This is a genomic window from Bradyrhizobium sp. AT1, assembly GCF_001590795.1.
In the GTDB taxonomy this organism is placed as follows: Bacteria; Pseudomonadota; Alphaproteobacteria; order Rhizobiales; family Xanthobacteraceae; genus Bradyrhizobium.
Map to the genome: position 1 here is coordinate 2105486 of NZ_JXDL01000001.1, position 17801 is coordinate 2123286.

General features: G+C 65.1%; 16 protein-coding genes. 4 read left to right on the top strand and 12 right to left on the bottom strand.

The window, feature by feature from the left end:
* Position 1: 1 nt before the first annotated feature.
* On the bottom strand, positions 2 to 733 hold the full coding sequence (locus SE92_RS10145) for an ABC transporter ATP-binding protein (RefSeq protein ID WP_063195577.1): 732 nt from the start codon (positions 731 to 733) through the stop codon (positions 2 to 4).
* Complete coding sequence (locus SE92_RS10150) at positions 730 to 1980, bottom strand: efflux RND transporter periplasmic adaptor subunit (RefSeq protein WP_063195578.1); 1251 nt, start codon at positions 1978 to 1980, stop codon at positions 730 to 732. Before SE92_RS10150 ends, SE92_RS10145 begins: the two co-directional genes overlap by 4 nt.
* A 231-nt stretch (positions 1981 to 2211) precedes the next feature.
* Here SE92_RS10150 and SE92_RS10155 point away from each other — a divergent pair, with 231 nt between their 5' ends.
* Both SE92_RS10155 and SE92_RS10160 read left to right on the top strand, forming a co-directional pair.
* The gene (locus SE92_RS10155) at positions 2212 to 3435 is read left to right on the top strand and encodes a glycosyltransferase (protein ID WP_198172603.1); all 1224 of its coding nucleotides are present in this window, start codon (positions 2212 to 2214) and stop codon (positions 3433 to 3435) included.
* Between the two features lie 244 nt (positions 3436 to 3679).
* A complete protein-coding gene (locus SE92_RS10160) occupies positions 3680 to 4540 on the top strand; it encodes an alpha/beta hydrolase (RefSeq protein ID WP_063195580.1) in 861 nt (286 codons plus the stop codon).
* Positions 4541 to 4660: 120 nt separating this feature from the next.
* Here SE92_RS10160 and SE92_RS10165 read toward each other — a convergent pair whose 3' ends face one another.
* The 10 genes from SE92_RS10165 to SE92_RS10210 form a co-directional block, all read right to left on the bottom strand.
* Positions 4661 to 5014 carry a Rieske (2Fe-2S) protein gene (locus tag SE92_RS10165; RefSeq protein ID WP_084251785.1) on the bottom strand — a complete coding sequence of 118 codons (354 nt, stop codon included), beginning with the start codon at positions 5012 to 5014 and terminating at the stop codon, positions 4661 to 4663.
* Entirely contained in the window at positions 4986 to 5690 is a 705-nt protein-coding gene (locus SE92_RS10170) for an ABC transporter ATP-binding protein (RefSeq protein WP_063203436.1), read from the bottom strand. The genes SE92_RS10165 and SE92_RS10170 overlap by 29 nt, the downstream gene beginning before the upstream one ends.
* Positions 5683 to 6465: an ABC transporter ATP-binding protein gene (locus SE92_RS10175; RefSeq protein ID WP_063195581.1), complete on the bottom strand. Its 783-nt coding sequence runs from the start codon at positions 6463 to 6465 to the stop codon at positions 5683 to 5685. The genes SE92_RS10170 and SE92_RS10175 overlap by 8 nt, the downstream gene beginning before the upstream one ends.
* Entirely contained in the window at positions 6465 to 7511 is a 1047-nt protein-coding gene (locus tag SE92_RS10180; RefSeq protein ID WP_063195582.1) for a branched-chain amino acid ABC transporter permease, read from the bottom strand. Before SE92_RS10180 ends, SE92_RS10175 begins: the two co-directional genes overlap by 1 nt.
* The gene (locus SE92_RS10185; RefSeq protein ID WP_063195583.1) at positions 7508 to 8380 is read right to left on the bottom strand and encodes a branched-chain amino acid ABC transporter permease; all 873 of its coding nucleotides are present in this window, start codon (positions 8378 to 8380) and stop codon (positions 7508 to 7510) included. Before SE92_RS10185 ends, SE92_RS10180 begins: the two co-directional genes overlap by 4 nt.
* A 61-nt stretch (positions 8381 to 8441) precedes the next feature.
* Positions 8442 to 9596 (bottom strand): ABC transporter substrate-binding protein, encoded by a 1155-nt coding sequence (locus SE92_RS10190; protein WP_063195584.1) that lies wholly within the window; start codon positions 9594 to 9596, stop codon positions 8442 to 8444.
* 77 nt (positions 9597 to 9673) lie between these two features.
* The gene (locus tag SE92_RS10195; RefSeq protein ID WP_063195585.1) at positions 9674 to 10861 is read right to left on the bottom strand and encodes a xanthine dehydrogenase family Fe-S subunit; all 1188 of its coding nucleotides are present in this window, start codon (positions 10859 to 10861) and stop codon (positions 9674 to 9676) included.
* Positions 10858 to 11694, bottom strand: a complete 837-nt coding sequence (locus SE92_RS10200; protein WP_063195586.1) for an FAD binding domain-containing protein — start codon at positions 11692 to 11694, stop codon at positions 10858 to 10860. The genes SE92_RS10195 and SE92_RS10200 overlap by 4 nt, the downstream gene beginning before the upstream one ends.
* Positions 11691 to 14084: a xanthine dehydrogenase family protein molybdopterin-binding subunit gene (locus tag SE92_RS10205; RefSeq protein WP_063195587.1), complete on the bottom strand. Its 2394-nt coding sequence runs from the start codon at positions 14082 to 14084 to the stop codon at positions 11691 to 11693. The genes SE92_RS10200 and SE92_RS10205 overlap by 4 nt, the downstream gene beginning before the upstream one ends.
* A 9-nt stretch (positions 14085 to 14093) precedes the next feature.
* Complete coding sequence (locus SE92_RS10210; RefSeq protein WP_063195588.1) at positions 14094 to 15401, bottom strand: amidohydrolase/deacetylase family metallohydrolase; 1308 nt, start codon at positions 15399 to 15401, stop codon at positions 14094 to 14096.
* Between the two features lie 236 nt (positions 15402 to 15637).
* Between SE92_RS10210 and SE92_RS10215 the strand changes: the two genes are divergently transcribed.
* Together SE92_RS10215 and SE92_RS10220 are read left to right on the top strand one after the other, a co-directional pair.
* Positions 15638 to 16081: a MarR family winged helix-turn-helix transcriptional regulator gene (locus tag SE92_RS10215; RefSeq protein ID WP_063195589.1), complete on the top strand. Its 444-nt coding sequence runs from the start codon at positions 15638 to 15640 to the stop codon at positions 16079 to 16081.
* 265 nt (positions 16082 to 16346) lie between these two features.
* Positions 16347 to 17765 carry a cytosine permease gene (locus SE92_RS10220; RefSeq protein ID WP_063195590.1) on the top strand — a complete coding sequence of 473 codons (1419 nt, stop codon included), beginning with the start codon at positions 16347 to 16349 and terminating at the stop codon, positions 17763 to 17765.
* Positions 17766 to 17801: the final 36 nt, after the last annotated feature.

Sequence of the window (17801 nt, forward strand, 5' to 3'; positions counted from 1 at the left end):
CTCACTCAAGGCGCTGCTCCACCAGGTAGGAAAGCTCGCCCTTCTCCAGATGCATGATGCGCTTCGCATGCGCCGCCGCGCGGCCATCATGGGTCACCATCACGATCGTCTTGCCCATCTCGCGGTTTAACCGCTGCATAATTCCAAGCACCTCCTCCGCAGACTGCCGGTCAAGGTCGCCCGTCGGCTCGTCGGCCACCAGCATCGTCGGGTCGGTGACGATCGCCCGCGCGATCGCCACGCGTTGCTGCTGTCCGCCCGAGAGTTCCGAGGGCAAATGTTTGACGCGATCGCTCAGGCCAACGAGACTGAGCGCGAGTTGCGCGCGGTCTCGGCGTTCGCGCCGCTTTAAGCCGGTGAGCGTGAGAGGCAATTCGACGTTCTCCAGCGCTGTGAGCACAGGCATCAGGTTGTAGAATTGGAATATGAAGCCCACGTTCGCCGCGCGCCAGTCAGCGAGATCGGCTTCCGGGAGGCGCGTGATGTCCTCGCCAGCCACCTTGATCGAGCCGTGATCTGGACTGTCGATGCCGGCGATCAGGTTGAGCAGTGTCGACTTGCCCGACCCGGACGGGCCCATCAAGGCGAGGAACTCCTTACAACGGATGTCGAATGTGAATTTGGACAGGACAGGGACGATCTGCCCACCGCGCCGGTAGCCCTTGCTGACGTCGCGCAGCGCGATGAGCACATCTTCCCCGGTCGGCGCCTCGGAGACGCCAGTTATGCTCACTTCGTGGCCTGCTTGACGGCGCGTCCGTCAACAAGATCCCCCGGCGGTCGGATCACCACTCGTGTGCCGGCCTTGAGGTCACGAACCTCGATCTGGTCGCCCACCTTCATACCGAGATCCACAGGCTGCAGACGGGCTTTGCCATTCTCGACGACGTAGACCTGCTGTCGTCCACCCTCCTCAACGACGGCCGCCATCGGCACTGCAAGAATAGGCTTGCGCTCTGATTCGGCGAGTTCACGATCGAGGAAGGCCACCTTTGCGCTCATTTCCGGAAGCATCCGCGAGTCGCGCTGCGTGAACCGGATCTTCACGAGGGTTGACGCCTTGGCACGATCCACGGTTGGGACCATCCGGCTAACCACGCCCTCGAAGCGCTCGGCGGGGATAGCGTCCAGCTGGATCTCCACCGGTTGCCCCACATGGATGCTCAGATACGACGACTCCGCTACGTCGGCCTCCACTTCAAGCGAGTCCATGTCGGCAATGGTGACGACCGCGCCCTTGGTGTCGACCGCCTGCGAGAACGGCGTGATCGTGTCGCCGACGTTGGCGTGCCGCGTGAGGACAACGCCGTTGAAGGGCGCTCGGATAAGGGTCTGGCCGACGGCAACGTCGGACACGCGGAGATTGGCCTGCGCAGCGGCGATGGCAGCCCCGTACCCGGCAAACGCTGCTCGCGCCTTGGCGAGGCGTGCCTCAGCGGTTTCGCGCGTCGAGTCGCTTATGATGTTCTTCTCGCCGAGGGCCTCGGAGCGCCTGAACGCGATTTCCGCTTGCGTGAGCTCCGCCCGCCCCTGGGCGAGGTTGGCTTCCGCAACCTGCACGTTAGCGGCTGCCTGGTCGCGCATCGCCTGCGTGTCGCTGCTCTCGAGCCGGGCGATCACCTCACCCTCCTGCACCTTGCTGCCTTCGAGTACGCCAAGCCACTCGAGACGGCCTGTCGCCTTCGAGGCGACGGATGCCTTGCGTTGCGCAACGACGTACCCGGTCGCGTTCAACAGCGTCAATGCTTGTGATGGATAGACAGAGTAGATGACCGCCGTCTCGACGACGATCTGCGCATGCCGGCGCCATGCCCACGTTCCGACCCCAATGCCGGCAAGCATGGCGAGGAGAAGTACCCGCACCAGGATGCGGCGCAATCGGCTGTGACGCCGCGAGCCGGCGCCACGGTCGATCGCTAGCGCGGATAGATCGGAGGCGGCGGGTACGCCATCGCTCAGGGTTTGGGGCAGAGACATCATTTTATCATCAATTTCCGAGCAATTCGCGCAGACTCTGAAGAAAATATCTCGTTGAGAAAGCCGTAAGCCATGCGCTGGACGACTGTCAATTAGCATTAAAGGCGGCTCTTGACATCCAACTGTTCTGCTCTTCTCTAAACTCTGAAACAAGCCGACGGCGCCCACACCAAAGCGATTGCTATGACTTGAAACTGCGAAAACCGGAGCGCGATCATTAAGTTCACCGTCGCAGTGCACGGGACACGGGGAGATATCGAACCCGCCGCGGCCGTTGCACGCGAGTTGCAGCGCCGCGGTCATGAGATCAACATGGCCGTGCCTCCCAATCTCGTTGGGTTCGCTGAGTCGGCTGGCTTATCTTCGGTGGATTCTTACGGCCCGGATTCCCAACAGCAACTAGAGGCCGAGATTTTCCACGACTGGTTCAAGTTGCGCAATCCCATCAAGGTCCTGCGGCAGGCTCGAGAGTACCTCACCAACGGCTGGGCCGAAATGAGCGAGACTCTCACCAGGCTGGCAGTCGGCTCTGATTTGATACTCAGCGGAACGACTTATCAAGAGGTCGCCGGCAATGTGGCCGAGGCCCAAGGGGTCCCCCTTGCCGCCCTGCATTACTTCCCCGTCAGGGCGAATAATCACATGCTGCCGGTTCATTTGCCCCCGAGTTTGATCGAGCCCTTGTGGTCAGTCGTCGAGTGGTCGCACTGGCGCCTATTGAAACCGGCCTACGATGAACAGCGCCAGACCTTGGGGCTTCCGGAGTCCAAAATTCGTGCCGTGCGCCGACTCGTCGCTTATGGCGCGCTGGAGATTCAAGCCTACGACAAGGTGTTCTTTCCCGGGCTTGAGGAGCAATGGGGCTGGAAGAGACCTTTGGTTGGCGCGATGACCTTGGAATCCGCCACGCATTCCGACGGGTCCGTGAGGTCCTGGATCGGAGCTGACCGACCGCCAATTTACTTCGGGTTCGGCAGTATGCCGGTCGACAAACCGGCCGAGACCATTGCGCTGATCATAAACACGTGTCGGGAGCTCGGCGAACGCGCGCTGATCTGTTCGGGAGTCTTGCGCGTTGAAGGCAGAGCTCCCACGAAGGATGCCATGATGGTGCCTTCGGTCAACCACGCCGAGTTCTTGCCGCGCTGCCGAGCCATCGTTCACCATGGCGGCGCCGGCACCACTGCCGCCAGCGTGCGATCCGGCGTCCCAACTCTTGTGCTCTGGGTGGGCGCCGACCAGCCGGTGTGGGCTACACAGATCAAACGCCTTGGGATCGGCACCTCGCGTCGTTTGTCCGCAATGACGCGGGAGACCCTTCACGATGACCTGCGGACCGTTCTCGGGTCACGATGCGCCGCTCGGGCGCGCGAGGTGGGCAATCAGATGACACCGCCGAGCCAGAGCCTGACAACTACCGTAGCCCTCCTCGAAGGGCTGGCCGCTAAGCGCGCGTGATGTCTGCCTGTACCTCGCCGAATGAGCAGCAGGCTGGTGGCGACGGCGATGGACTCCTGAATGGGCGTCTGGTGCAACCGCAACAAAAAAGTGGCGTAGACAAGAGAAAGCAACAATGATCCCGCATGGCATAAGCCGAGGCAGCCTTGTCCAATCCTGGCATGGCTGGCCCAACACCTCAATTGTCGGTGAATAGCCGGCCCAAATTGGACAAGGGCGCCATCCGGGCCGCATCGGAGAGATTATGGTTGAGAATGCTCATTCGACAGGTCGGCCGTTCGATCCCCGTTCCGCATGGTCCGGGCTGTCCCAAGCAGAACGCGACGCCGCCTATGACAACAACGCGGCCGTCAAGAACAGCGCGGCCCTGATCGCCGAACGGAACGAGGCCTCCGGCCGGCTGCGGAGCACGCTGAAATCCCACCTCGATCTGCCTTACGGCGAGCGGGCGAACAACAAGATCGATCTCTATCCGGCCGCGAGGCCCGAAGCGCCCTGCCTGGTGTTCCTGCATGGCGGTTATTGGCAGCGAAATTCGCGCGAATTGTTCGCCATGCTGGTCGAGGGCATCGCCGCCCATGGCTGGTCGGTTGCCATTCCCGGCTATTCGCTGGCGCCCGAGGTGTCCCTCACCGACATCGTCGCCGAGGTCCCGCGCGCGCTCGACTGGCTCGCCGCAAATGGCGCGTCCCATGGCGTTGCCGGACCGCTCGTGCTGTCGGGCTGGTCCGCGGGTGCCCATCTCGTCGCGATGGCGCTGGACCATCCGGCCGTCCATGCTGGACTGGCGATCTCGGGCGTCTACGATCTCGCCCCGATCCGCGATACCGGTCTCAACAACGCGTTGAAGTTGACCGATGACGAGATCGCCAAACTCTCGCCGCTTCGCCTGCCCGTGACGCAGAAACGGCTCGACATCGCCTATGGCAGCAACGAGCTGCCGGCGCTCGTCTGCGATTCAATCGCTCTACACGACAAGCGCTCGGCGGCCAAGGCGCCGGGCAAGCTCATCCCGGTCGAAGGCGCCGATCACTTCACCATTCTCGAGGCATTGCGGAGGCCGGGCGGCATCCTGGTGGACGCTGCCCGCGGGCTGCTGGACTAAAACTGCGAAAACAACCCCATGCACAGTACAAATGCCTTTGTTCTCAAAGGCGAATTTCTGGCCGCAGATTGACGTCGTGGACGGCATCGACGCGCCGGGCAAAACAGGGGCATGATGACATCATCGCCCCGACCGCGACTCCTCCGACCCAATCCAGATTTGCCCGCCTGTGATCCGCACCGGATAGAGCCGCAACGGCGGACTGGGCCATCCCGCAGTGATCGCGCCGTCCCGCAAATCGAATGACGCGGCATGGCGCGGGCAGAACAGCCGCCCGGCCGCCACATGCCCAAGTCCGAGATCGGCCTGTTCGTGCGGACAGGCGCGGGCGCAGGCGACGACATCGCCGTCGTTCCAGATCACGAGCAAATCGCGCCCGGCGACGCGAACGATCATCTCTCCCTTCAGCCGGTCGAGATCGCAGATCGGAATCCACCCGGCCTCGTCATCCACCGAGATAGGCTTTGCGCACATGCTCGTTCTCGATCAGCTCGGCGCCGGCGCCGGACAGCACGATCCGGCCATTCTCGAGCAGATAGGCGTGATCGCACATCTCGAGCGCGGCGAAGGCGTTCTGCTCGACCAGCAGCACCGTGGTGCCGGCATCGCGAATGCCGCGGATAATCGCAAAGGTGCGTTCGACGATATTCGGCGCGAGTCCGAGCGAAGGCTCGTCGAACATGACCAACCGCGGCCGCGACATCAGCGCACGCCCGATCGCCAGCATCTGCTGCTCGCCGCCCGACAGCGTGCCCGCGGCCTGCTTGCGTCGCTCGGCGAGCCGGGGAAATTCCGCGTAGATGCGGTCGCGATCGGCCGCGATCTCGCCCGATCCACGACGGAGATAAGCCCCCATGTCGAGATTTTCTTCGACGCTCATGTGCGGAAACACTCGCCGTCCTTCCGGACAATGCGCGATGCCACTGGCCAGTACGCGCGGAGGCCTTGCGCCGGTGATGTCGATGCCCTCGAACCGCATCTGCCCGGAGCGCGGCGGTACGAGACCGGAAATCGCGCGCAGCGTCGTGCTTTTGCCGGCGCCATTGGCGCCGATCAGGGCCACCAGCTGTCCGGCCTTCACGTCGAGCGAAATGCCACGCAGCGCGGTGACGCCGCCATAGCCACACACCATGTCGCGGATCTCAAGCACGCGCCGCTCCATGTCCGAGATAGGCCTCGATCACGGCTGGATCGTTGCGGATCACGTCTGGCGTCCCCTCGGCGATGATGCGGCCGTAATTGAGCACCACGATGCGGTCCGAAACCGTCATCACCATTGGCATATCGTGCTCGACCAGCAGGATGGTGATGCCGCGGTCGCGGATACTGCGGACAAGCTCGACGAACCGGTGGGTCTCCGAGGCATTCATGCCCGAGACGGGCTCGTCGAGCAGCAGCATCGACGGCTCGGCGGCGAGCGCCAGTGCGACACCGACGAGACGCTGCTCGCCGTACGAGAGCGAACCGGCCAGATCGTGCGCACGGCGTTCGAGCCCGACCCATTCGATCAGCTCGCCCGCCTTCTGCCGGAGCTTGCGCTCGGAAGCGCGCGCGCCGGGCAGGCCAAGGATGGCATCGAGCAGCCGCACCCGGCCCTGACGATGCAGGCCGATCAGGAGATTGTGGTAGACGGTGTCGTTGGGGAACACGGAAGTGCGCTGGAACGTGCGGATCAGGCCGAGATCGGCGATCTCGTGCGGCTTCAATCCGGTGAGCGTCGTGCCCTGATAGGTGACCTGGCCCGCGCTCGGCGTCAGGAAGCCGGTCATGACGTTGAAGGCGGTGGTCTTGCCGGCGCCGTTCGGCCCGATCAGGCTGACGATCTCGCCCTCGCCCACCGTAAAGCTCATGTCGGAGATCGCGACCAGCCCGCCGAAGCGGACGGCGACCTGATCGATCGTCATGGCAATATTGCGCGCCGTCATCACGCCGGCTCCTTGGCGCCGGTTTCGGTGAGAGCCACCGGAGCCAGCGCCGGTGCATTGCTCCGCCGCCGCGAGAACCGCTGGGCGAGCGATGGCACGATGCCACGGGGCAAGACGAACAGAATGGCCATCAGCACGCCGCCATAGGCTATCCATTGCGCTTCCGGCGCCATCACCGGCCGCAGCGCCACCGGCAGCAGGCCGAAGATCAGGCCGCCGACGACCGGGCCGGCCAGCGAGCCCTTGCCGCCGCTAATCACCATGATGACCATGGTGACGGTGTTGATGAAGGCGAAGACTTCGGGGTCGATGATCCGGATGTAGTGCGCATAGAGGCTGCCGGCGGCGCCCGCGATCGCGGCCGAGATCACGGCTGCGATCGTGAGCGTCCTGGTGACGTCGATGCCGACAGAGACGGCCAGCGTCTCGTTCTCCATCAGCCCGCGCATGGCGCGGCCGAAATGGGAATGAACGAGGCGCGCGATCAGGAGATAGGCCATCAGCGCCACGACCAGTACGAGATAGTAGTTGTGCATCTTGGTGCGCAGCGTCATCTCGCCGAAGCCAGGCAAAGGCAGCGCGATCGAGGGAATATTGGTCAGCGCCAGCGGCCCCTGTGTCAGCTCGACCCAGTTCAGCGCCACCAGCCGCACGACCTCCGCAAAGGAGATCGTCACGATGACGAAATAGGCGCCGCGGACCCGGAACGAGAGCAGCCCGACGAAATAGCCGCACAATCCGGCGACCAGGATCGCCAGCACGAAGCCCGCGATGGGCGGCCAGGGCGCGTGCACCAGCCGCAAGTCTCCGGGCAGGCCGACATCGAAACCGAGCGACGTCAGCGCGCTGACATAGGCGCCGATGCCGAAAAACGCGATATGGCCGAGGCTGAGCTGGCCGGTAAAGCCGAGCAGCAAATTGAGGCTCATCGCGCCGATGACGAAGATTCCGGTCGTGATCAGCGCGTTGAGAAGATAGGGATCGCGCAGCCAGAGCGGCACCGAGGCCAGGGCCGCGACAAGGAGAATGGTGATGACCGCCCTCATCCGACGCGCTCCGCGCGCGCGAACAGGCCGGTCGGCTTGAAGATGAGGACCGCGATGATGATCAGAAAGCCCATGGCGTCGCGATAGCCCGACGAGACGTAACCGGCGCCGAGCTCCTCGGCGAGCGCCAGAATGAAGCCGCCGATCACAGCGCCGGTGATGTTGCCGAGGCCGCCGAGGATGACAATGGCGAACGCCTTGACGGCGGCGAGGTCACCCATTTGCGGGAAGATGACGTAGACCGGTCCGAGCAGAGCTCCCGCCGCGGCGGCGAGGCTGGAGCCGATCGCGAAAGTCGAGGTGTAGATCATGTCGACATTGACGCCCATCAGCGCGGCCGTGTCGTGGTCCTGGAACGTCGCCCGCATCGCACGTCCCAGGCTGGTCCTGTTGATGAGCAGATATGTCACCAGGATCAGCAGCGCCGCTGCGGCGAGGACGAACAGACGCAGCCAGGAGACCGAGACCGGCCCGAGCACCAGCGGCGCCTCGGGAAACGGCGTGGTGACCGATTTGGCGACGCCGCCCCAGATCCACAGCGCGCCCGACTGCATCGCGATCCAGGCCCCGATCATCACCAGCATCGTGGTGTCGATGTCGGAGCCACGCAAAGGCCGCAGCAATGTCAGCTCGATGGCCGCCCCGAGCAGCCATCCGGCCAGGACGGCGACGGGGAGCGCGAGAAAGAAATTCAGTCCGAGCTGCTGCACCACGATGAACATGATGTAGGCGCCGAACGTATAGAGCACGCCGTGCGTGAAGTTCACGACGTTCATGATGCCGAAAATCAACGTCAACCCGATGCCCAGCAGCGCATAAGTGCCGCCGAGCACGAGCATGTTGACCAGATGCTGGAGAAACTCGCTCAAAACCGTTCCCGAATGACTTGGGCGAGAGCGGCGGTATGCCGTCCTCGCGCTTGACCCGACGCTAGAGCGTCTTCATCCCGACCTTGCCGTCGTTGATCTCGATGAGATAGACGTTCGGTTGGCTCTGACCGCTCTCCTTGCCCTCGGGGCCGGACTTGCGGAACACGATGTCGCCGTTCAGCCCCTTGATGTTGATGTCCCAGAACGCCGCCTTGATCGCCGCCGGCTCGGCCTTGCCGGCCTTCTCGATCGCGGCCGCCACGGTGCGGATGCCGTCATAGCCGCGGAAACTCTCGGTGCAGCCGGCGAACTCGAAACCGCGCTTCTTCCATTCGGTGATGAAATAGTTGGTTGCTTCCGGGTTCGGGGTCTTGTCCGGGAACCACGGCAGGAAGGTGGTCAGATGCATGGTGCCGTTGGCGGCTGCTCCCGCCTGGGCGATGATCTGGTCCGGGTTCTGCGAGCCGCCGGTGGTGATGATGCGCTTCTTCAGGCCCAGCGCAGCCGCCTGCTTGAAGATCAGCGTCAACTGATCGACCGCGGTCGTGACGATGACCGTCTCGGAATCCGAGCTCTTGATCTTGGAGAGCTGCGCGCTCATGTCCTGCGCGCCCTGGTCCATGGTCTCGACCAGGCCGATAGCGATGCCCTTCTCCTTCATCATCTTGCTGAAGTCTTCGGCGGTGCCGCGGCCCCAGTCGTTGTTGATGACGAGGAAGTCGACCTTCTTCAGCGCGAGCTTGTCGACGATGACCTTGAACGCCGCGGCCTCGACTGCCGAGGGCGGCGAGATGCGGAAGATGAAGGGATTGCCCGTCGTCGTAATCTTGCCGGAGGACGAGGTTTCCACCACCATCGGCGTCTCGTATTCCATCAGCTTCGGCATCACCGCGAGCGTCAGGCTCGAGCCCCAGGCGCCCATCAGCACCGGGACCTTGTCGCTGGTGATAAGCTTCTCGGCAACGGCGGCAGCCTCCGTCGGGTTGCTCTTGTTGTCCTCGATGACGAGCTCGATCTTCTTGCCGAGCACGCCACCTTTGGCGTTGATCTCGTCGGCGGCGATCTTCGCGCCGTTGACGACGTAGGTGCCGGACGCCGCAAACGCGCCGGTGAGCGGCTCGTTGACGCCGATCTTGATGGTCTGCGCCCCCGCGGCGCCGCCGACCAAGGCCGTCGTCAGCGCGATTGTCCGAACCAGTCCAAGTGCCCGTGTCATGTTGTCTCTCCAAATCCCACGCTGTTGATGTCTAATGCAGTCCAGGCTTCGTCACTTTTCAATGTGCGAGCACACCGTCACCCCGCTCCGCTCCGGCGGCCAAGGACGCGGGCGATCCGCGCGCGCAGAACGTCCGATACGATCGACCAGACACTGAGCTCCGCCGACGTCTTCGGCCCCGACGGCACACCGGACATGTGGCGATCGAGATTGGCGGCGAAATCCGCGACCAGGCGCCGGGCGAGATCGCGCACAAGACCAGGACGACCGACCTGGGCGAGCGTCCCCGTGAGCGTGTAGCCGATCGACAATTCGACGGCGGTCGCCGCGCCGCCCTCGAGCGGCAGCAGGCAATAACGGATCTCGCCTTGCGTCGCCGAATGGCTGCGCTGGTCGGTGCCGATGCCGACGATGCGCCCCGAGAGCGTCGCGGGATCGCGTTCGACGCGCGCAGCGCCCTCGAAGCTTGCTGCGATCGGGCCGAGCCTGACGCGGATCAAACCCTCCACGCGCTCCGGCCTCGGCGGCGATGTCAGCGATACGCCGGGGAGGCAGGCCGCGATGCCTGCGACATCATCGAACATCGCGAACACTTTTGCCGGCGGGTGCGCCAGCGTGAAACCCTGATCGAGCACGGTCGCCGGGGTAAAGTCGGCGATGCTGCCCGGCGCGATACTCTCCCGTGCCGGAACCGGCGACTGCCGCGCAGGCTGCGGCTCGCTGCGATCGGCTGCGGCACGCCCCGATCCGGCGGGACCGAGACCGGTGCGGCCGCCATTGGTCAGCGGCGCGATGCTGCGCGCGCGCCTCGCCTCGATCACGGACTGAACCGCGCGCACGATTCCGACATAGCCGGTGCAGCGGCAGAGATTGCCGCTGAGGCCAACGCGGATGCGGCGTTCGTCGGCGTCAGGCAGACGCAGGACGAGGTCGCGCGCCGAAACCAGCATGCCGGGGGTGCAATAGCCGCACTGAAGCGCGTGCTCGCGCGTGAAGGCGGCGCGCAGCTCGGTCGTGACCTCGTCCTCGTCGAGACCTTCGATCGTGGTGATATCAGCGCCCTCGCAGGCCACCGCATAGGTGATGCAGGATCGCACCGGCACACCGTCGAGCAGCACGGTGCAGGCGCCGCAGACGCCGTGCTCGCAGCCGAGATGCGTTCCGGTGAGATCGAGCTTGTCGCGGACGAAATCTGCCAGGCAGGTGCGCGGCTCGGCCGATAGCTCCACCGCCTGCTTGTTGACGTTGAGCGCGATCGTGGTCATGCCGCGGCCTCCTGGACCGCGCGCTTCAGCACGCCGACATGGATGTGGCGCTGCACGACGTCGTCGATCCCGGCCTTGGCCAGAACAGCGTCGGCGATTCCTGCGTCGAAACGTTCCTTGTAGTCCGCAGCGATCCGCCCGCCGAACAGCCCGGCCGCGTCGGTAAGGACGATCGGCGCCGTGTCGATCGCCCCGATCACGACCCGGGCGGTGGCGGCAGCCGGATCAATCAGCACCGCGCCGATGGCGTGGGCGAACTCGCCGGTCTTGCGGCAGCTCTTGGCGTAGCCCCAATGCGCCGAAGCCGACCGGGTCGGGACGTGGATCGACTCGACGATCTCCCCTGCCTGAAGCGCCGATTCCAGAGCGCCGACGACAAAGGCTTCGATCGTCATCGTTCGCGCGCCGGCACAACTGCGCAGCGTCATACGCGCGCCCAGCGCGGCCAGCGCCGAAATCCAGTCCGCGGCGGGATCGGCATGGCTGAGCGAGCCGCCGATCGTGCCGCGGTTGCGCACGGCACGATAGGCGATGTTGGCCGCGACGGCGCGCATGGCGCCGCGGGTGACATCCGCCGTGCGACCGTCCTCGATGTCGGCATGGGTGACCAGCGCGCCGAGCACCAGCTCGCCACCGGACACGTCCGCGCGCTTGAGTTCCGTAAGGCCGGAGATATCGATGATCAGCTCCGGCTGCACCAGGCGCAGATTGAGCATCGGCCCGAGCGACTGGCCGCCGGCAATGATCTTGGCCGATCCGTTGCTTGCGGCCAGCATCGACAGCGCGGCATCGAGATCGCGCGGACGTTCGTAAGCAAAGGGCGCCGGTTTCATGCCGCGCTCCTCTCGGTCGCGCGCGCGGCGAGCACCGCTGCGACGACGCGATGCGGCGTGATCGGCGATTGCATCAGCTCGACGCCGAGCGGGCGTAGCGCGTCGTTGACGGCGTTGGCGATCGCAGCGGGGGGCGCGATCGCCCCGCCCTCGCCGATGCCCTTCACGCCGAACTGCGTATAGGGCGACGGCGTTTCCATGTGATCGAGGCGCGCTGCGGGAACTTCGGTCGCGCCGGGAAGCAGATAATCGGCCAGCGTCGTCGCCAGCGGCTGACCGGACGCGTCGAACGGCATCTCCTCATAGAGCGCGGTGCCGATGCCCTGGGCGAGACCGCCGTAGATCTGGCCGTCGACGACGAGCGGATTGACCAGCACGCCGCCGTCCTCGACGATCACATAGTCCAGAATTTCCACCTCGCCGAGATCGGGATCGACAGCGACGACGGCGGCATGCGCGGCATAGCTGAAGGTCCCGCTGTCGCGCACGGGCTTGTAGCCTTGCGTCACCTCCAGTCCGCCGGGATCGACATCGGCCGGCAGATCCTGCGGGCGGCGATACCAGGTGTGGGCGATGGTCTTCAGGCTGACGCTGCCGTTGACGCCGCGTACCTCGCCGTTCTGCAGCACCACCGAGGCCGGATCGTGCTGCAACAGCTTTGCCCCGATGCGCCTGGCGCGTTCGCCGAGCTCGCGGCAGGCTGTCGCCACTGCGCCACCTGCCATCACCATCGAGCGCGAGCCCCAGGTGCCGGTCGAATAGGGCGTCATCGCGGTGTCGCCGAGGATGATGCGAATCTTCGCGACGTCTATTCCCAGCATTTCATGCGCGACCTGGGCGAGCGTCGTCTCCATGCCCTGCCCGTGCGAATGCACGCCGACCCGCAATTCGAGGCCGCCGTCCGGCGTCAGGCGCGCCGATGCCTGCTCGTGGCCCGGGACCATCGGGATACCCCAGCCGGAATAGACCGAGGTGCCGTGCGCTGCCTGCTCGCAATAGATGGAGACGCCGACGCCGATGCGGCGGCCGTCAGCCTCGCCCCGGCCTTGTTTGGCGCGAATGGCATCGATGTCCACCGCGGCGAGCGCGCGGCGCATCGCTTCCGGATAGTCACCGCTGTCGAAATGCTTCTTGGTGATGTTGTCGAACGGCATCTGCTCCGGCAGCACCAGATTGCGCAGCCGCACCTCGCCGGGCTCGAGCCCGGCCTCGGCCGCAACGAGGTCGAGCATCAGCTCCAGCGCAAAGCAGACGCCGGTCCGCGCGACGCCGCGATAGGGCAGGATCGGGCATTTGTTGGTCGCGACCGAGAAGGTCCGGCAGCGATAGGCCGGCATCTTGTAGGGGCCGGGCAAAATGCTCGCGACCTGCGCGGCCTCCAGGCACGCCGAGAACGGATAGGACGAGTAGGCTCCGGAATCCACCGTCGCCTCGCAATCGATGCCGCGTAGCGTGCCGTCGCGGTCGGCATAGAGCGTGATCCTGTAATGATGCTCGCGGCAATTCGAGCTGGCGACGAGGTGCTCGCGTCGGTCTTCGATCCAGCGCACGGGATGGCCGCGCTGCATGGTCAGCCAGGACAGGCAGACTTCTTCCGGCAGGAGAATGCCCTTGTGGCCGAAACCGCCGCCGACATCCGGCGAGATGACCCGGATCTGGCCCTCCTCCATGCCCAGGCATTCGGCAAGGCCGCTGCGTGTGATGTGTGGCATCTGCGCCGCCGAATGCAGCGTGAGCTGATCGAGCCGCCGGTCGAACGTCGCGACCACGCCGCGGCCTTCCAGCGGCGACATGCATTGCCGAGCGGTCGAGATCTCGCGCGTCACCTTGATCGGCGCGTCGAGCGCGGCGGAGATGTCGACCTCGTAATTGGTCTCGAGGAAGACGTTGTCGCCCCAATGCTCGTGCACCAGGGCCGAGGCGGGCTCGCGTGCCTTCAGCATGTCCGTGATGGCGGGCAGCTCCTCCAGGTCGAGCGTCACGGAGGCCGCGATGTCCTCGGCCTCGGCGCGGGTCGGCGCAACGCACATCGCGACGAGTTCACCGACCTGGCGCACCTTTCCGGTGGCGAGCACCGGCTGCTCGGATATCTTGAAGCCCGGAAGTCCCGACACCGCGCGGATCGGCTTGATGCCGACGAGATCGGCCGCCGTGAACACGCTGCCGCGATGACGCTCCGGCACGTGGATGCCGCAGATCCGCGCATGCGCCTGTGGGCTGCGCACGAAGGCGACGTCCTGAAGACCTGCGAGCCTGATGTCGGCGACGTACTGGCCCCGGCCGCGCATCAGGCGGTCGTCCTCCTTCCGTGGCAGTCGTGCGCCCACGCCCTGCCCGGATTGGCCCGAAGGAAACTCTCGCTCGCTCCGCACGTCGGCGCCCTCCTTCACCGCCCGGCCTTATGCCGCGACGGCCTGCGGCAGGATCGGCGCGACCGCGTCGAAGCGCGTGCCGGCGCGCAGGCAGAAGGCCGGCTGCAGCAGACGCTCGGCGATCACCTCGTTGTTCTCGTTGTCCTTCAGGACGAAGCGGCCGTTCTGCTCCGACAGCACGGAGACGTCGGCCGCCATGCCGACCTTGAGCGCGCCGATCTCCTCGCTGCGGCCCAGCATTTTCGCGGGATTCGAGGTGACCATCGGCACCACCTGCTCGAGCGACAGGCCAAGCGCCATCATCGAGCTCATCGCCTGGACCAGGCTGAACTTGGCCTGGCCGGCGAAGGGATGGTTCTCCTCGTCCTCATGCTGGTCGGGCGTTCCGGCCGGCGCGGGCACATGGGTGTTGTAACCGTGGATGTCGGCGCCGAGCGTGCTCGGAATGATGCCGGCGGCGATCGCCTTCTTCGCGAGCCGATACGAGAAGTGGCTGCCGTGACCGACATCGACCTTGAGGCCGCGATCCAGCGCGGCCTGGATCACCGGGTGCACCTCGCCCTCGCGGTTGACGAAGCCGCCTGGATGGCGCGTGAAGGGATGGGCGAGGATGTCGCCCTCGCGCAGCAGTGGGATCACGCGCGTGAGGATGGTGTCGGCATCCTCGCCATTGGCGCCGCTCTCGGGCAGACCCCAGAGCTGGCCGAAATGCACATAGACCGGAAGATCGGCGCGCTTGCCGATTTCCGCCGCCATCTCGATGACGCGGATGCCCCAGCGCGCGAAGCCGCCGATCTCGGCATGGGCCTTGATGCCGCGGACGATGTCGAGATTGGCCGTCGCCGCCTTGACGGTCGCGTCGATATCGACGCCATCCGGGCTGTAGAGCTGCGGATAGAAGTGCCCCTCGAGTCCGCCGACAAGATAGGCCGACAGGAACGCATAGACGCGCGAGGCCGAAGCTTCCGCGATGAAATGGCGAAAACCGGGCAGCGTCATGCAGGACGGACCACCCTGATCGACCAGCGTCGTCACGCCCGACTGCACGCCGACCATGTCGGGGTTCATGCCGAAACGTCCCGAGACATATTGATAGACATGCGCGTGGGTATCGATCAGCCCGGGCAGCACCAGCTTGCCGCCGACATCGACGACCTCCTTCGCGCTGGTCGGCAGAATGTCGGGCGCGAGCGCTGCGATCTTGCCGTTGCGGATCGCGACATCCCGGATGCCGTCCACGCCCGAGGCCGGGCAGATCACGCGACCGCCGCGCAGCAGAAGGTCGAAGCTCGCTGTGACGGAGCTGGCAGTAACAGAGCTGGCAGTAACAGACATGGCGCTCTCCTCGGTCCCGCGCGGGCGGTTGCCTCGCCCGCAAATTACGAAGCATGCTTCGCATTTCGATATACGAAGCATGCTTCGTATTTTGACAAAAGCAAGCATCGTGCCATGATCAAGCGGTGGCGGACGCAGTCGAATCGAGCTAAGCGCGGCAAGGTTTTGGGTTGGGAGAGCGTGCATTGCGGCAAGCACAGAAGCGTCGCGGCGGGACCAGGCACCGGCCATGGCCATTGTCGCAACGCCCCGGCTATCTGATCCGGCGGCTGCATCAGATTCACGTCGCGCTGTTTCAGGACGCCTGTGGCGCGTTCGAGGTCACGCCGCTGCAATACAGCCTGCTCTCCGCGCTGGCGGTGCGCGAAACCGCCGATCAGACCACTTTGGCGGCCGATATCGCCCTCGACCGGACCACGACCACCGGCGCATTGAAGCGCCTGGCGGCGCGAAACCTGGTCGAGCGCGCCGTCAACAAGGACGATCGCCGGGCGCGATCGTGCCGCCTGACACCGGCCGGCGCTGCCCTGCTCGTCAAGATCGAGGGTGCCGCACGACGGGCGCACCGTGCGACGCTCGGTGATCTCAGCGAAAAGGAACAGGCGCTGTTCATTGAAATGATGCAGCGCATCGTGGCCGGCAACCCCAGTCGCGACAGTGCCGCTGCCCTATTCGACTAGGCGCGGCTGCTACGCTTTTGGAGTTGGGCTGCTCAATTTATCATCGTACCGCTGCCCGCCCGGGCAACGCTCCCCTGCTGGCCGGCAATCCGGGCGTGCCGCGGCGACGGCGCTGGAGACATCAAACGGCATTTGAAAACGCAGTCGCAATCCTGCGCGTGCCACGCCGCATCCGCCGACGGCGGCACGCCCCTGCCCGGCCGCGCGACCCATGGCATGATTTATGCTGCGATGATGCGAAGCGTGCTTCGTATTGGGGGATGTCATGACGGATTCCGAACTTCGCGCTGATGGACACAGCATCGAGCCAATTCCCGATGCGGACCGGGACTCCACCGGGCCGCAGCAGATGTGGATCTGGGCCGGCGCCAACATCGCACCGGTCAACTGGGCGCTCGGCGCGCTCGGCATCATCCTCAAGCTCGGCCTGATGGAGACGATCGCGGTGATCGTGCTCGGCAACATCGTGGGCTGCGCGATCTTCGCGACCTTCGCGGTGATGGGACACAAGACCGGCGTCAACCAGATGGTGCTGAGCCGGTCCGCCTTCGGCGTCCGTGGCGCCTATCTGCCGAGCATCCTGATGTTCCTGATGACGTTGGGCTGGATCGGCGTCAACACCTACTTCCCGGTGAAAGTCTCGATGGGCATTCTCGGCCAGTTCGGCGTGCCCGACACCTGGCTGATCGAGATCGTCGTCATCACGCTGGTGATGGCGGTGCAGGTGCTGATCGGAATCTACGGCTTCTATGCGATCCGCACCTTCGAGAAATACACCGTGCCGCCGACCATCGCGATCATGGTGCTGATGAGCGTCCTGGCCTGGACGCGTCCCGGCGTCGTCAACTGGAGCCTGACCACCTCGCTGCCGCCCGGCGCGCATCTCGCAATGCTGACGCTGCTGATGACGGCGATCGGCGTCGGCTGGGGCATCTCCTGGGTGACCTGGGCCTCGGACTATTCGCGCTTCGTGCCGAAAAGCGTGCCGTCGAAATCCGTGTTCTGGTACAGTTATGTCGGCATGTTCGTGCCGACGGTCTGGCTCGGCATCCTGGGTGCCACCATCGCCTCGACGACGCTGGACACCGATCCCGCCAAGATGGTGAGCGCGGTATTCGGCGGCCCGGTCAGCATCCTCGTGCTGCTGATGGTGCTGCACGGCCCGATCGCCACCAACATCCTCAACGTCTATTCGGCAACGCTGGCGGCGCTGAGTGCGGGTCTCAAGTTCTCGCGCTTCTGGCTCACCGTCATCGTCGGCATCGCAGGCTATCTGGTCACCCTCTACTTCATCTTCGCGCCGTCCTTTGCCAAGGCGTTCGACAACTGGATGATCGGCCTGCTGCTGTGGATGAGCCCCTGGGCCGGCGTGGTGCTCGCGGACTTCTTCATCAAGCGCAAGGGCCAGATCGACATTGCCGAGCTCTACCGCTCGCCGGAGACCAGCACCTATGGCGACATCAACTGGGCCGGCATGATCGCCTTCTTCGCCGGCCTCGTTGCGGGCTGGCTGGTGCAGGACGGACTCGTCAGTGCGCTGCAGGGGCCGATCTCGACCAACCTGCTCGGCGGCGCCGATCTGAGCTGGCTGTTTGGAATTGGCGTGGCGGGCCTGACCTATCTTGCGCTGAGCAAGCTTGTCACCTCGCCTTCCTCGATCGTTGCGAGCGGCGCGGGCAGATAGCAGCGAGGGAGACTGGGCGCGAATGCTTGACACGCG

Bases quoted from the DNA above. Each gene is read 5' to 3' on its own strand.
- SE92_RS10175 (WP_063195581.1), bottom strand. From the start codon at position 6,465: ATGACGGCGCGCAATATTGCCATGACGATCGATCAGGTCGCCGTCCGC.
- SE92_RS10160 (WP_063195580.1), top strand. From the start codon at position 3,680: ATGGTTGAGAATGCTCATTCGACAGGTCGGCCGTTCGATCCCCGTTCC.
- SE92_RS10190 (WP_063195584.1), bottom strand. From the start codon at position 9,596: ATGACACGGGCACTTGGACTGGTTCGGACAATCGCGCTGACGACGGCC.
- SE92_RS10210 (WP_063195588.1), bottom strand. From the start codon at position 15,401: ATGTCTGTTACTGCCAGCTCTGTTACTGCCAGCTCCGTCACAGCGAGC.
- SE92_RS10150 (WP_063195578.1), bottom strand. From the start codon at position 1,980: ATGATGTCTCTGCCCCAAACCCTGAGCGATGGCGTACCCGCCGCCTCC.
- SE92_RS10200 (WP_063195586.1), bottom strand. From the start codon at position 11,694: ATGAAACCGGCGCCCTTTGCTTACGAACGTCCGCGCGATCTCGATGCC.
- SE92_RS10165 (WP_084251785.1), bottom strand. From the start codon at position 5,014: ATGTGCGCAAAGCCTATCTCGGTGGATGACGAGGCCGGGTGGATTCCG.
- SE92_RS10220 (WP_063195590.1), top strand. From the start codon at position 16,347: ATGACGGATTCCGAACTTCGCGCTGATGGACACAGCATCGAGCCAATT.
- SE92_RS10180 (WP_063195582.1), bottom strand. From the start codon at position 7,511: ATGAGGGCGGTCATCACCATTCTCCTTGTCGCGGCCCTGGCCTCGGTG.
- SE92_RS10195 (WP_063195585.1), bottom strand. From the start codon at position 10,861: ATGACCACGATCGCGCTCAACGTCAACAAGCAGGCGGTGGAGCTATCG.